General features: G+C 71.4%; 12 protein-coding genes. 5 read left to right on the plus strand and 7 right to left on the minus strand.

Features of this window, described 5'->3' with window-relative positions; all coding sequences use genetic code 11:
- The first annotated feature begins 15 nt into the window (after positions 1 to 15).
- From ACWDX6_RS10630 to ACWDX6_RS10645, 4 genes are all read left to right on the plus strand, one after another.
- The gene (locus ACWDX6_RS10630; RefSeq protein WP_451484563.1) at positions 16 to 1422 is read left to right on the plus strand and encodes a glycosyltransferase; all 1407 of its coding nucleotides are present in this window, start codon (positions 16 to 18) and stop codon (positions 1420 to 1422) included.
- Positions 1419 to 3503, plus strand: coding sequence for an ArnT family glycosyltransferase (locus tag ACWDX6_RS10635; protein ID WP_451484564.1), 2085 nt, complete (start codon positions 1419 to 1421; stop codon positions 3501 to 3503). The genes ACWDX6_RS10630 and ACWDX6_RS10635 overlap by 4 nt, the downstream gene beginning before the upstream one ends.
- Positions 3504 to 3610: 107 nt before the next feature.
- On the plus strand, positions 3611 to 5155 hold the full coding sequence (locus ACWDX6_RS10640) for an MFS transporter (RefSeq protein WP_451484565.1): 1545 nt from the start codon (positions 3611 to 3613) through the stop codon (positions 5153 to 5155).
- A gap of 34 nt (positions 5156 to 5189) precedes the next feature.
- Positions 5190 to 5954 carry a TetR/AcrR family transcriptional regulator gene (locus ACWDX6_RS10645; protein ID WP_451484566.1) on the plus strand — a complete coding sequence of 255 codons (765 nt, stop codon included), beginning with the start codon at positions 5190 to 5192 and terminating at the stop codon, positions 5952 to 5954.
- Positions 5955 to 5997: 43 nt separating this feature from the next.
- Here ACWDX6_RS10645 and ACWDX6_RS10650 read toward each other — a convergent pair whose 3' ends face one another.
- The 3 genes from ACWDX6_RS10650 to ACWDX6_RS10660 are packed head-to-tail and all read right to left on the minus strand — an operon-like array spanning position 5998 to position 9744.
- Positions 5998 to 6801, minus strand: coding sequence for a YceI family protein (locus ACWDX6_RS10650; RefSeq protein WP_451484567.1), 804 nt, complete (start codon positions 6799 to 6801; stop codon positions 5998 to 6000).
- A 42-nt stretch (positions 6802 to 6843) separates the two neighbouring features.
- The gene (locus ACWDX6_RS10655; RefSeq protein ID WP_451484568.1) at positions 6844 to 9273 is read right to left on the minus strand and encodes an MFS transporter; all 2430 of its coding nucleotides are present in this window, start codon (positions 9271 to 9273) and stop codon (positions 6844 to 6846) included.
- 15 nt (positions 9274 to 9288) lie between these two features.
- Positions 9289 to 9744, minus strand: a complete 456-nt coding sequence (locus ACWDX6_RS10660) for a MarR family winged helix-turn-helix transcriptional regulator (RefSeq protein WP_451484569.1) — start codon at positions 9742 to 9744, stop codon at positions 9289 to 9291.
- A gap of 190 nt (positions 9745 to 9934) precedes the next feature.
- On the opposite strand from ACWDX6_RS10660, the gene ACWDX6_RS10665 reads away from it, so the two are divergent.
- Entirely contained in the window at positions 9935 to 10159 is a 225-nt protein-coding gene (locus ACWDX6_RS10665) for a hypothetical protein (RefSeq protein WP_451484570.1), read from the plus strand.
- Positions 10160 to 10534: 375 nt separating this feature from the next.
- Here the strand turns inward: ACWDX6_RS10665 and ACWDX6_RS10670 are convergent, their stop codons facing one another.
- The 4 genes from ACWDX6_RS10670 to ACWDX6_RS10685 form a co-directional block, all read right to left on the minus strand.
- A complete protein-coding gene (locus tag ACWDX6_RS10670) occupies positions 10535 to 11374 on the minus strand; it encodes an RNA polymerase sigma factor SigF (protein WP_451484606.1) in 840 nt (279 codons plus the stop codon).
- Between the two features lie 314 nt (positions 11375 to 11688).
- Positions 11689 to 12534, minus strand: a complete 846-nt coding sequence (locus ACWDX6_RS10675) for an RNA polymerase sigma factor SigF (protein WP_451484571.1) — start codon at positions 12532 to 12534, stop codon at positions 11689 to 11691.
- A 208-nt stretch (positions 12535 to 12742) separates the two neighbouring features.
- Positions 12743 to 13036 (minus strand): Dabb family protein, encoded by a 294-nt coding sequence (locus ACWDX6_RS10680; protein WP_451484572.1) that lies wholly within the window; start codon positions 13034 to 13036, stop codon positions 12743 to 12745.
- A 22-nt stretch (positions 13037 to 13058) separates the two neighbouring features.
- Entirely contained in the window at positions 13059 to 13223 is a 165-nt protein-coding gene (locus ACWDX6_RS10685; protein WP_356887494.1) for a hypothetical protein, read from the minus strand.
- Positions 13224 to 13498: the final 275 nt, after the last annotated feature.

Below are 13498 nucleotides of genomic sequence, written 5' to 3' on the forward strand. Positions count from 1 at the left end.
GGCGAGGGTCGGGGCATGCGAACCCAATCGACAGCGGGGCCCGCGTCCGGCGCCCTTCCCGCCCGGGAGCATCTGCCCGTCGGCGTGGCCGGGCGGCCCGTCCTCGACGTGGTGATTCCCGTCCACAACGAGGAGAAGGACCTGGAACCGTGCGTGCTGCGGCTCCACGACCACCTCTCCCGCACCTTCCCCTACGGCTTCCGCATCACCGTCGCCGACAACGCCTCCACCGACAGCACACCGGCCATCGCGGGCGCCCTCGCCGCCGAACTGCCCGAGGTGCGCTCCGTACGCCTGGAGCAGAAGGGCCGCGGCCGTGCGCTGCGTACCGTCTGGTCGCACTCGGACGCACCCGTCCTCGCCTACATGGACGTGGACCTGTCCACCGACCTCAACGCGCTCCTGCCGCTCGTCGCCCCCCTCATCTCCGGGCATTCGGACCTCGCGATCGGGTCCCGGCTCGCCCGCTCCTCGCGGGTGGTGCGCGGGCCGAAGCGGGAGTTCATCTCCCGGGCCTACAACCTGATCCTGCGCGGCTCGCTCGCCGCCCGGTTCTCCGACGCGCAGTGCGGGTTCAAGGCGATACGGGCAGAGGTGGCGCGGCGCCTGCTGCCGATGGTCGAGGACACGGGCTGGTTCTTCGACACCGAGATGCTGGTCCTCGCCGAACGGGCCGGGCTGCGCATCCACGAGGTCCCGGTGGACTGGGTCGACGACCCCGACTCCACCGTCCACATCGTGCGGACCGCGACCGACGACCTGAAGGGCGTCTGGCGGGTGGGCCGGGCCCTTGCCACCGGCTCGCTGCCGCTCGACCGGCTCGCCCGCCCCTTCGGGGACGACCCCCGGGACCGTCAACTCGTCGGCGTACCGGGGGGACTGGCCCGGCAGCTCGTCGGCTTCTGCGTCATCGGTGTCCTGTCCACCCTCTGCTATCTGGCGCTGTACTCGGCCTTCCGGCTCGGTGCCGGACCCCAACTCGCCAACGCCGGAGCGCTGCTGGTGTCGGCCGTCGCCAACACGGCCGCGAACCGGCGTCTCACCTTCGGGGTACGGGGCCGGGACCGCGCCCTGCGCCACCAGGCCCAGGGGCTCGTCGTCTTCGGCATCGGCCTCGCGCTGACCAGCGGCTCCCTCGCCGCGCTCGCCGTGGCCACCGGTGATCCCGCCCACTCCACCGAGCTCGCCGTGCTGGTCACGGCCAACCTGGCCGCGACCGTCCTGCGCTTCCTGCTCCTTCGGCTCTGGGTCTTCCCGGACCGCCGTACCGACTCCACCGATGCGGACGCCGATTTCCCCGGTGCGGACGCCGATCCCGCCGGTGTGGCCGCCGATCCCCCATATCCCGCCGACGTGGCCGCCGATCCCGCCGCCTCCCGCACCAGCTCCGCCGCCGCCTCCCCCGCAAGGACTTCCCGATGACCACCGCACAGGCGCCCTCCCCACCCCTCCCCCACGCCGAGGCGACCGCCTCGCGCCTCGGCCGCCTCTGGCGGGGGCGGGCCGACGACGACCCCTGGGTGCGGCCCGCGTTCCTCGCGCTCCTCCTCGCCACCGGCGTTCTCCACCTCTGGAACCTGTCCGCCTCCGGCTACGCCAACTCCTTCTACTCCGCCGCCGTCCAGGCGGGCAGCGAAAACTGGAAGGCCTTCTTCTTCGGCTCGCTCGACGCGGCGAACGCCATCACCGTCGACAAGCCGCCGGCCGCGCTCTGGCCGATGGCGCTCTCCGTCCGCCTCTTCGGTCTCGGCTCCTGGCAGATCCTCGTGCCCCAGGTGCTGATGGGCATGGCGACCGTCGCCGTCCTGTACGCGGCGGTACGGCGCCGGTTCGGCGCGGGCGCCGGGCTGATCGCGGCCTCGGTCCTGGCCCTCACCCCCGTCGCGGCGCTGATGTTCCGCTTCAACAACCCGGACGCGCTGCTCGCGCTGCTGATGACGGTCGCCGTGTATCTGGTGCTCCGGGCCCTGGAGGACGGGCGGACGAAGTGGCTGGTGTGGGCGGGGGCCGCCTTCGGTCTGGCGTTTCTCGCCAAGACGCTCCAGGCGTTCCTGATCCTGCCGCCGCTGGCGCTCGTGCACGCGGTGTGCGCGCCGGCCGGGATCGGCCGCCGGATCGGTCAACTCGCCCTCGCCGGGCTCGCGTTGATCGTCTCGGCGGGTTGGTGGGTGGCTCTGGTCGAACTGTGGCCCGCGTCCTCCCGCCCGTACATCGGAGGATCGCGGAACAACAGCTTCCTGGAGCTGACCTTCGGCTACAACGGCCTCGGCCGGATCAACGGCGACGAGACCGGCAGTGTCGGCGGCGGTCGGGGCGGTGGCTGGGGTGAGACGGGCATCGGCCGGATGTTCAACGACGCCGTCGGCGGCCAGATCTCCTGGCTCCTGCCCGCCGCGCTGATCCTGCTCCTCGCCGGCCTGGTGCTCACCTGGAAGGCGCCTCGGACGGACACCGCCCGGTCGGCGTTCCTGGTGTGGGGCGGTTCGCTGCTGCTGACCGTCACCGTGTTCAGCTTCATGGCCGGGATCTTCCACGAGTACTACACGGTGGCCCTGGCTCCGTACATCGCGGCGCTCGTCGGCATGGGGGCGAGCGTCCTGTGGGAGGAGCGGACGCATCTCCTCGCCTCGGCGGTCCTCGCGGTGACGGCCGGTGCGACGGCGGTGTGGGGCTGGACGCTCCTCGGCCGGACGCCGGACTGGCTGCCGTGGCTGCGCTGGGCCGTGCTGATCGGGGGCTCGGTGGCGGCGATCGGACTGCTGCTCGCCGGGCGGCTGGACCGGCGGTTCGGTCTCGCGGTCGCGGGGCTCGGTCTGGCGGCGGGGCTTGCGGGCCCGTTGGCGTACACGCTGTCCACGCTGGGCAGCGGCCACCAGGGGTCGATCGTGACGGCGGGCCCTTCGGGCGGTGCCATGGGCGGAAGGCCGGGCGGGATGCGCGTCTTCGAGGGCGGACCTCCGGACGGCCAGGGCCGGACACCCGGCGGCCCCGGCGGCCAGGCCGGCCAGGCGCCGGGCGGAGCCCCCGGCGGTACTCCTCCGCAGGGCGTGCCCACCGGTACCGGCGACGGTCGTACGGAACGCTTCGCTGGCCCGGGCGGTCGCGGTGGCGGCGGCATGGGCGGCCTCCTCGACGGCGCGAACGTCGGTGCGAAGGCCGAGGCCGCCCTTCTGGAGGGCGCGGACGCCTACACCTGGGTGGCGGCGACCGTCGGCGCGCAGAACGCCGCCAGTTACCAGCTCGCCACCGGAGAGCCGGTGATGGCGATCGGCGGCTTCAACGGCAGCGACCCGTCGCCGACCCTCGCGCGGTTCAAGCAGTACGTCGCCCAGGGGCGGATCCACTACTTCATCGGCGGCACCGAGTCGGGGACCGCCGAGGGCGGGATGCGTGTGGGCGGCGGTCCCGGCGGCGGCTCCGCGATCGCCACCTGGGTCTCCGCCACCTTCGAGAAGGTCACGCTCGACGGCGCCACCTTCTACGACCTGACGCGGAAGAAGTAGCCGGAGGAAGCAGCCGGAAGGAGCCCGCGAAGAAACTCCTATACGCCGTACGTGAACCCTTGTACGGTGTACGAGACCGAGTCCCGTACACCGTACAAGGGGGAGCCATGACGGCGACGACCGCCGAGAACCGACCCGCCGCCGGGAAGCCATCCGGCGGCCACCCGCAGCGCTGGCTGATCCTGGGCGTCATCTGCCTCGCCCAGCTCACCGTGCTGCTCGACAACACCGTGCTCAGCGTCGCCATCCCGTCGCTGACCTCCGAGCTCCACGCCTCGACCAGCGACATCCAGTGGATGATCAACGCGTACTCGCTCGTCCAGTCCGGGCTGCTGCTCACCGCCGGCAACGCCGCCGACCGCTACGGCCGCAAGAAGCTCCTCGCCGCCGGGCTCGCGCTCTTCGGCCTCGGCTCGCTCGCCGCCGGACTGGCCGACTCCACGGCCCAGCTGATCGCCGCCCGCGCGGGCATGGGCGTCGGCGGCGCGCTGCTCATGACCACCACGCTCGCCGTCGTCATGCAGATCTTCGACGAGTCGGAGCGGGTCAAGGCGATCGCGCTGTGGGCCACCGTCGGCTCGCTCGGCTTCGCCGCCGGACCGCTGATCGGCGGGGTCATCCTCGAGCACTTCTGGTGGGGGATGATCTTCCTCATCAACATCCCGGTCGCCCTCGTCGGCCTGATCGCCGTCCTGAAGCTCGTACCGGAGTCGAAGAACCCGCAGGGCGACCGCCCCGACCTGATGGGCGCGCTGCTCTCCACCATCGGCATGACCGCCGCCGTGTACGCGATCATCACCGGCCCGGAGCACGGCTGGACCTCCGCCGAGGTGCTGATCCCCGCGGCGGTCGGTGTCGTCGTCCTCGGCGCCTTCGCGCTGTGGGAGCTGCGCATCCCGTACCCCATGCTCGACATGCACTTCTTCCGCAACCAGAAGTTCGTGGGCGCCGTCGCCGGCGCGATCCTGGTCATGTTCGGCATGGGCGGCTCGCTCTTCCTGCTCACCCAGCACCTCCAGTTCGTCCTCGGCTACGAGCCGCTGGAAGCCGGTCTGCGGATGGCCCCGCTCGCCCTGACCGTCGTCGCGCTCAACCTCACCGGCGTCGGCCCGCGGATCGTCATGAAGCTCGGCACCCCGCCCACCGTGGCCGTCGGCATGACCCTGGTCGCGGGCGGGCTCGCTTCGATCGCCCTGATCGGCGGCGGCACGGACGGCAGCTACTGGGGCATGCTCCTCGGCCTGGTCCTGATGGGCGTCGGCCTCGCCGTCTCCAACCCCGCCATGGCCAACGCCATCATGAGCGCGATCCCGCCGGAGAAGGCGGGCGTGGGCGCCGGTGTCAACGGCACCCTCGCCGAGCTGGGCAACGGCCTCGGTGTCGCCGTCCTCGGGGCCGTGCTCAACGCCCGCTTCGCGGCGCTCGTCACCGTCACCGCGACCTCGCTGCCCGCGGCCCTGGCGGCGGCCGGAGGCGAGGCCGAGCGGCAGCAGATCTCCGACGCCTTCGCCTCCGGGCTCCAGACGAGCCAGCTGGTCGGTGCCATCGCGGTCTTCGCGGGCGGTCTGCTGGCCGCGGCCCTGCTCACGCGCGCCGAGCGCTCCGAGAAGCGGTCCCAGAAGCGGTCCGAGAAGAACACGGCCGCTGCATAGCATGGGCACGACCACCCGACGGAGGAGGAACGCGATGGTGAAGGCAGCCGACCGGGCGAAGAACCCGGCGCGTTCCAGCGTCTGGCTGGAGAAGAGGGCCGCCCGCGCGGGGGGCGGCCCCGCCGGGCTCGACCGGGACCGGATCGTCGCCGCCGCGATCCGGATGCTCGACGAGGAGGGCCTGGCCAAGCTCTCGATGCGCAAACTCGCGACCGAGCTCGGCGTCACGGCCATGTCCCTGTACTGGTACGTGGACACCAAGGACGACATCATCGAGTACGCCGTGGACACCGTCTACGGCGAGATCGACCGCGACGCGGTCGACGCCGCCGGGGACTGGCGCGACCGTATCCGGGTGCTCGCCCTGGACTACCGCCGGATGCTGGTCCGCCACCCGTGGATGTCCCCGTGCGCCGGCCAGTACCTGAACATCGGCCCGAACGCGATCGCCGTCGGCTCCAAGATCCAGGAGGCGATCCGCGACACCGGCCTGCCGATCGGCCGTCAGCCCAGCGCGATGTCGGCGGTCTTCCAGTTCGTGTACGGCTACGGAACGATCGAGGGCCAGTTCGAACGCCGGGCGGCGGAGGCCGGGATGTCGCAGAACGACTTCTACGGCGAGTCGATCAAGGCCTTGCGCGACGAACCCCACGCCGTGGAGGCGCTCGAACCGCTGGCGGAGCTCCTCGACGAGCGCGCCACGCACGGCAGCGTCAGCGAGATCTGGGAGCGGGACTTCGCCTACGCCCTCGACATCCTGGTCGCGGGCATCGAGGTCATGGCCGCCCGCTCGTCCTGAGGCCCCTCGGCCCCGGCGCACCCGACCCCCGCCTGACGGTCGGTCACGCCTCACGGACGGCCTGGATGTCGAGCGTCACCCGCAGGGTGGTGCCGATGGCCGCGATGCCCGCGGCCACCACCTGGTTGTAGTTCATCGCGAAGTCCTCCCGCCGCAGCTCCGTCTCCGCGCGGAACGCCGCCCGCACGCCGCCCCACGGATCGGGGCCCGTACCGAGGTAGGAGAGGGCCAGCGGCACCTCACGGGTGACGCCCCGCAGGGAGAGCGCGCCGTCCACGGTCCAGCGGTCGGGGCCCGCCGGGCGGAGCGCCGTGCTGCGGTAGGTGAGCTCCGGGAAGCGGTCGACGTCCAGGAAGTCCGGGGACCTCAGATGCTTGTCCCGCAGGCCGTTGCCCGTGTCGACGGACGCGGCCGCGATCACCGCCTCCACCCGCGAGGCGAGCGGGTCCGGGGCGATCTCGATCCGGCCGCCGAACTCGGTGAACCGGCCGTGCACGCTGGAGATCCCCAGGTGCTGGGCGACCGCACCCACCGACGAGTGGGCGGCGTCCAGCGTCCACACGCCCGGCTCGGGCAGCTCGGTCCCGCCCGCCCGGGTCAGCACGACCGTGCCCACCTCCGCCCGGCCCGAGCCGCCGACCAGCGCCGTGCGCGCGTCCGGCGCGTAGCCGACGGCCGTCACCACGACCGTGTACGCCCCCGGGGCCAGCGCGGGCTCCGAGCGGACGGTTCCGTCGGCGTCCGCCGCCGCCCGCAGGACCTGCGCGCCGGATCCGTCCGTCACGGTCACCACCGCGTGCTGGACCGGCCACCCGTCGCGGGTCCGTACCTGTGCCTGCAGTCCCATCCGTACCTCAACTCTTCCCAGAAACAACGGGGCGGCGGGCCATCACTCGCCCGGGTGGGCCAGTTCGATGTCGTGGCCGTCGACTCCGGCACCGGTCACGGACAGGCGCCCCGCCACCGGCGGGTAGCCGGTCGCGATGAGGGTGTACTCGCCGGCGTCCAGGTCCGCGAAGGCGTACGCGCCGTCCGTGTCCGTCGTCGCCGACGCCGCCACGTTCCCGGCGGCGTCGACCAGGGTCACCCGCGCGTCCGCCAGCGGCCGGTGGTCGCGCCCCGCCCGGACCGTGCCGTGGACGACCGCTCCGGCGGCCAGGGCCACGTCGAGCCGGGTCACGCCCTGGCCGCCGATCTCGACCGGCAGCGCCTGCGGGCGGTACCCGGAGGCGGTGACCGCGACCGTGACCGCGCCCGGGACCAGCTCGGCGAAGGAGAAGCCGCCGTCGGCGCCGGTCTTCCCGGTGGCCAGCACCTCGCCCCGTACGTCCGTGATCACCACCATCGCTCCGTCGACAGGTGCGCCGCCCTCGGCGGCGGTCACCGCGCCGGTGAGACCGCTGGTACCGGTCAGGAGCACGTCGTGGGTGAGCGGGCCGTCGTGCACGACCACCGTGGAGGCCTGGGGCTGGTAGCCGTCGGCGGAGGCGATCAGGACGTACGATCCGGCGCCCGGCGCGTCGAAGGCGTAACCGCCCTCGTCCCGGACGACCGCGCGGCCGAGCTGCCGCCCGCCCAGCGAGATCAGGGTGACCGTCGCGCCGGACACGTCCGTGCCGTCGGCGGTACGGACGGTCCCGCTGATCGTCAGGCCCGTCGCGGTCACCTCGGGCGCGGGAGCGGGCGCGGTGGTGGCCACCGGTTCGCCGGACGCGGTCTTCGCCGGGGCCGGACCGGTCGAGGCGCTCTTGAGCGCGACCTCCTTGATGAACAGCGTCACGAGGAAGGCGAGCAGTGCGAACGGCGCCGAGTAGAGGAAGACGTCGGCGACTCCGTGCCCGTACGCGCTCTCCATGACGGTACGGATCGGGGCCGGCAGCCTGTCCATGTCCGGGATGCCGCCGCCGCCCGTACCGCCCTGGCCGGCTCCCGCGGCCTTGGGGCCGAGGGCCGCCATACCCTCCTGGGCGTAGTGCGTGACCCGGTTGGCCAGGACCGCGCCGAGCGCCGAGACGCCGACCGCGCCGCCGAGGGAGCGGAAGAAGGTGACGACGGAGGAGGCGGAGCCGAGGTCGGCCGGGGCGACCTGGTTCTGCGTGCACAGCACCAGGTTCTGCATCATCATGCCGAGGCCGAGACCCAGGACGGCCATGAAGACGGCGATGTGCCAGTACTCCGTGTCGTAACGGATCGTGCCGAGCAGGCCGAGTCCGCCGGTGACCAGGACGCCGCCGCTGACCAGCCACGCCTTCCACCGGCCGGTCTTGGTGATGACCATGCCGGAGACGGTCGAGGAGACGAACAGGCCGGCGATCATCGGGATGGTGAGGACGCCGGACATCGTCGGCGACTCGTTGCGGGCCAGCTGGAAGTACTGGCTGAAGAAGACCGTGCCGGCGAACATCGCGACACCGACGAAGAGCGAGGCGAGCGAGGCCAGCGTGATCGTGCGGTTGCGGAACAGGCGCAGCGGGATGATCGGCTCGCTCGCCCGGGCCTCGACGAGGGTGAAGAGCCCGCCGAGCACGATCGAGCCGCCGACCATGGCGGCCGTCTGCCAGGACATCCAGTCGTACTTGTCACCCGCGAAGGTCACCCAGACGAGCAGCAGCGAGACGGCCGCGCTGATGAGGACGGCGCCGGCCCAGTCGACCTTGACCTGGCGCTTCACCACGGGGAGCTTCAGGGTCTTCTGCAGCACCAGGAGCGCGATGATCGCGAAGGGCACGCCGACGTAGAAGCACCAGCGCCAGCCGAGCCAGTCGGTGTCGGTGATGACGCCGCCGAGCAGCGGGCCGCCGACGGTGGCCACGGCGAAGGTGGCGCCGAGGTAGCCGCTGTACCGTCCGCGCTCCCGCGGGGAGATCATCGCGGCGAGGATGATCTGGGAGAGGGCCGTCAGACCGCCGACGCCGATGCCCTGGACGACACGGCAGGCGATGAGCATGCCGGTGTTCTGCGAGAGACCGGCGACGACCGAGCCCGCGACGTAGATGACCAGGGCCGTCTGGACGAGCAGCTTCTTGGAGAAGAGGTCCGCGAGCTTGCCCCACAGGGGGGTGGTCGCCGTCATCGACAGCAGGGCCGCGGTGACGACCCAGGTGTAGGCGGACTGGCCGCCGCCCAGGTCGGTGATGATCTGCGGCAGCGCGTTCGAGACGATCGTCGAGGACAGGATGGCGACGAACATGCCGAGCAGCAGCCCGGAGAGCGCCTCCATGATCTGCCGGTGCGTCATCGGGGCACCGCCCTGGGGGGTGGCCTCCCCCTGCTCGGCGAGGCCGCCCCGCACACCGGAATCGGGTGTGGTCGTAGCCATGAAGTTCCTTTGTTCTCAAGCGTGGTGGGCCCGGCAGTCCCCGAAGGAGTCGCGGAGGCGGGCGAGCAGCGTGGTGAGCAGTTCGACGTCGGTGTCGGACCACTCCGCGAGGTTGCGGGCGAGCATGTCGGTCACCCGCCGGTCGAGATCGGCGAGCGTGTCCTCGCCCGCGGTGGTGAGGTGCAGGATGCGGGAGCGCTTGTCGGCGGGGTCGGGCAGCCGCTCGACCCAGCCGCGGTCCACGGTGTGCGCCACATGGCGGCTGCTCACCGACATGTCGACGGCCATCAGCTCCGAGACGCGGCCGATCCGCATGTCGCCGTGGTGGTGGAGGAGGGCGAGCACGATCGCCGAACCGCTCGGGCACTCGGCGGGCAGGGCCCGCGAGAGTCCGCGCTTCACGGCGCCGATGGCGCCGACCTGGCGGGCCAGGTTCTCGTAGCGGTTCCGCGTGTCCTGTCGCGTCTCCATGGGCACCCCGCACATCTTGTTGCTTAGGGCAACCATAGAGATGGATGGTTGCTCCAGGCAAACTAAATCGGTCAAACGGCGCTAAAGAATCGGCAAAGGTGGGAGCGGTGCGGGGGATCCGTGCCCGGAACGCGCGGGCCGGGGGCCGGAGGTTGGGGCCGGAACCCCCGGTTCGCTAGGGTCCTCACCCATGGCACACAACCCCCATGCACCGCACGGTCAGGGCCCCGGTCCCGAGGGCAACTACGACCCCTCCGGCAGCACGCAGATGTTCCGCGCCTTCGTCGACGAGGGCGCTCCGCAGGGCCGTCCGCAGGCCGCCCCTCAGTCGTCCGGCCCGCGCGTCGGCCTGATCGTTGGCGTGGTCGTGGTCCTCGCGGTCCTGGCAGGGGTGGCCTGGCTGGCGCTGAGCTGACGCACGGGCGGGAAGGGGCGCCCGCCGGGCGCCCTTTCCCGGATGTCCAGAGCCCGGCCGCCCGCTCCCTTCCGGCCGCCCGCTCACTTCCGGGCGGCCGTGACCTTCCGGGTGTCGACGTGCGTGCCGAGCGGTACGCGCCGGCTGTCCACGCAGGCGGTGTACGTCCGCGTCCTGGCCGTTCCGGGGGCGATCGGGGCCGGCAGTGGCCGGGCCGATTCGATCGTGGCCCGGTCGACGCCGAGCGGCTGGGCGAGGCCGGCGCGGTCAGCGCTCCGCCGAGGCAGAGCGCGACCACCGTCAGAAGCGACCTCTGTCGCCGCATGGCGCCCAGTGCGTCTGGCGCACCGTCAGCAAGGAAGCGTTCTGCTGACGTCAGTCGTCGATCAGGCCCTGGCGCAGCTGCGCCAGCGTCCTCGTGAGAAGCCGCGAGACGTGCATCTGCGAGATGCCGACCTCCTCGCCGATCTGCGACTGCGTCATGTTGGCGAAGAACCGGAGCATGATGATCTGCCGTTCTCTGGGCGGCAGTTTGGCGAGCAGCGGCTTGAGCGACTCGCGGTACTCGACGCCCTCCAGGGCCGTGTCCTCGTATCCGAGGCGGTCGGCGAGGGAGCCCTCGCCGCCCTCGTCCTCCGGGGAGGGGGAGTCGAGCGAGGAGGCGGTGTAGGCGTTGCCGACGGCGAGCCCGTCGACGACATCCTCCTCGGACACGCCCAGTACGGCGGCGAGTTCGGGAACGGTCGGCGAGCGGTCCAGCTTCTGCGCGAGCTCGTCGCTCGCCTTGGTCAGCGCGAGCCGCAGCTCCTGCAGCCGGCGCGGGACGCGCACCGACCACGAGGTGTCGCGGAAGAAGCGCTTGATCTCGCCGACGACCGTCGGCATGGCGAAGGTCGGGAACTCGACGCCCCGTTCGCAGTCGAACCGGTCGATCGCCTTGATCAGGCCGATGGTGCCGACCTGGACGATGTCCTCCATCGGTTCGTTGCGGGAGCGGAAGCGGGCCGCGGCGTACCGCACGAGCGGCAGGTTGAGCTCGATGAGGGTGTCGCGGACGTAGGTGCGCTCGGGGCTGTCGGCGGCGGCGCCCTCGGTGTCCAGGGCGCGCAGCCGCAGGAACAGCGAGCGGGAGAGCGTACGGGTGTCGATGGCTTCCGGCGAGACGACAAGCGGCGGGGCGGTTTCCTGGCTCGGCGCGGGCATCTGCTCCGGCATCTGCACCTGTACCGGCGTCTGCGCGGGCGTGAGCGTGAGCACCTTCGAGCTGCCCTGTTCTGCGGACATGCCACCCCCTTGAGGTCGCGGACGGTCGCGGCGGCCACGACCATCGGAGGAACGCAGCCTCCACCTGAATACCGGAAGAGGGGCTGCGGCAAACGCGGTTCCAGCAGAATGTCACATGTCGGCAACACGCTGTAGTGACTTGTCGACAAGGAGAAGGTGGATTTCCGCAGGAAACAAGGGGTGTACGGCATTTGGGGCGCTGAAAGTCCGCACAGAACCACTCCGAACCGGTCTACCCGTTTCGGTTACGCCTCGATCCTGTTTGCGGACCTCAGTCGGGCGAAGCTCCGGGCGAGGAGCCTTGACACATGCATCTGCGAGACCCCGAGCTCCTGGCTGATCTGAGACTGCGTCAGATTGCTGTAGTAGCGGAGCATCAGGATCCGCTGCTCGCGTTCGGGCAGCTGTACGAGCAGATGCCGTACGAGATCCCGGTGCTCGACCCCGGCGAGCGCCGGGTCCTCGTAGCCGAGCCGGTCGAGCAGCCCGGGCAGCCCATCGCCCTCCTGGGCCGCCTCCAGGGAGGTGGCGTGGTAGGAGCGCCCCGCCTCGATGCAGGCGAGGACCTCGTCCTCGCCGATCTTCAGCCGTTCGGCGATCTCGGCGGTGGTGGGTGAGCGGCCGTGGGCGGTCGTCAGATCCTCGGTGGCGCCGTTGACCTGCACCCAGAGCTCATGGAGCCGGCGCGGTACGTGGACGGTCCGTACGTTGTCGCGGAAGTAGCGCTTGATCTCGCCGACGACGGTGGGCATCGCGAAGGTGGGGAACTGGACGCCGCGGTCGGGGTCGAAGCGGTCGATGGCGTTGATCAGGCCGATGGTGCCGACCTGGACGACGTCCTCCATCGGTTCGTTGCGGGAGCGGAAGCGGGCGGCCGCGTACCGCACGAGCGGCAGATTGGCCTCGATCAGCGCCCCGCGCACCCGGTGGTGCTCCGGTGTGCCGGGTTCCAGGTTCTTGAGCTGCCCGAAGAGCACCTGGGTGAGCGCGCGGGTGTCGGCGCCGCGGGTGCTCTGTGGCCGGGGGCGCGGGGTGTCCGAGCCGCCCGCCTCGTTCTGGGGCGGGACTTGAGGCGCTGTACTGGCCGGCACGTGCACGCCACCCCTCTGGCTGGTCCTGCTGGTCAACTACGGTCAACTCATCCGTCAAAAGCGGTCATAGCATCACAAGACATGTCCACTGTGTGCAAGCACCGTATAACCACGTGTTGACGGCAAGTTGGGATGAATGCGTACGTAAAGAAGCCGGAAGGCCCCCCGCCAGTACGGCGGGGGGCCCGGAAGCCGAGGCTCGAACGTGTTAAAACTCGTAGTCCGCGATCACCCACGTGGCGATCTCGCGCCACAGCGCCACACCCGCCTGGTGGGCCGGGTGGTCCAGGTAGCGCTGGAGCGCGCCGGTGTCCTCGACCGCCGAGTTGATGGCGAAGTCGTACGCGATCGGCCGGTCGGTGATGTTCCAGGCGCACTCCCAGAACGTCAGCTCGGGGATGATCCCGCCCAGTGGCCGCAGGGCGTCCGCCGCGGCGACCGCGCGGGGGTCGTCCTTCGCGATGCCGTCGTTGAGCTTGAACAGGACCAGATGGCGGATCACAGCGGGACTCCTCGTCGATGATCTAGTTGACGAGCTCGGTCATGAACTCGCCGACGCCCTGTGCGGCGGACGATATGCCCTCGAACCCTACCTGCACGAGATCGGCCGCCCTGGCCGGGGAATTGATGATCGTGTACAGCACGAAGACCACGACCGCGTACAGCGCGATCTTCTTCGCTTGCGCCATCTGCCGCGCCCTCCCCGGTCCGCCTGCCGCCTGTCCGCCCCACCCGCGCTCTGCCCGCGCCGTGCGGAGTCGCGTGAGTCTAACCGAGCCCCTTCACCCCGTCCTTATGGACCAAGGACCCGGTGACCGAGGCCCTTTGCCGGTCCCCGGAAGGGTGACGGCGCGGCAGTATGGAGGTCGAGCCCGGCGGATCCCGGCAGGTGTCCGCGGGGCGAGGAGCCGGCCCCCACTGCGGGGTCCGCGCCGCGGGCTTCCCCCCGACCGCGGCGCAGGAC

It is taken from the genome of Streptomyces sp. NPDC003027 (assembly GCF_053591435.1).

Bases quoted from the DNA above. Each gene is read 5' to 3' on its own strand.
- ACWDX6_RS10650 (WP_451484567.1), bottom strand. From the start codon at position 6,801: ATGGGACTGCAGGCACAGGTACGGACCCGCGACGGGTGGCCGGTCCAG.
- ACWDX6_RS10645 (WP_451484566.1), top strand. From the start codon at position 5,190: ATGGTGAAGGCAGCCGACCGGGCGAAGAACCCGGCGCGTTCCAGCGTC.
- ACWDX6_RS10685 (WP_356887494.1), bottom strand. From the start codon at position 13,223: ATGGCGCAAGCGAAGAAGATCGCGCTGTACGCGGTCGTGGTCTTCGTG.
- ACWDX6_RS10665 (WP_451484570.1), top strand. From the start codon at position 9,935: ATGGCACACAACCCCCATGCACCGCACGGTCAGGGCCCCGGTCCCGAG.
- ACWDX6_RS10635 (WP_451484564.1), top strand. From the start codon at position 1,419: ATGACCACCGCACAGGCGCCCTCCCCACCCCTCCCCCACGCCGAGGCG.
- ACWDX6_RS10630 (WP_451484563.1), top strand. From the start codon at position 16: ATGCGAACCCAATCGACAGCGGGGCCCGCGTCCGGCGCCCTTCCCGCC.
- ACWDX6_RS10655 (WP_451484568.1), bottom strand. From the start codon at position 9,273: ATGGCTACGACCACACCCGATTCCGGTGTGCGGGGCGGCCTCGCCGAG.
- ACWDX6_RS10660 (WP_451484569.1), bottom strand. From the start codon at position 9,744: ATGGAGACGCGACAGGACACGCGGAACCGCTACGAGAACCTGGCCCGC.
- ACWDX6_RS10640 (WP_451484565.1), top strand. From the start codon at position 3,611: ATGACGGCGACGACCGCCGAGAACCGACCCGCCGCCGGGAAGCCATCC.
- ACWDX6_RS10670 (WP_451484606.1), bottom strand. From the start codon at position 11,374: ATGCCGGAGCAGATGCCCGCGCCGAGCCAGGAAACCGCCCCGCCGCTT.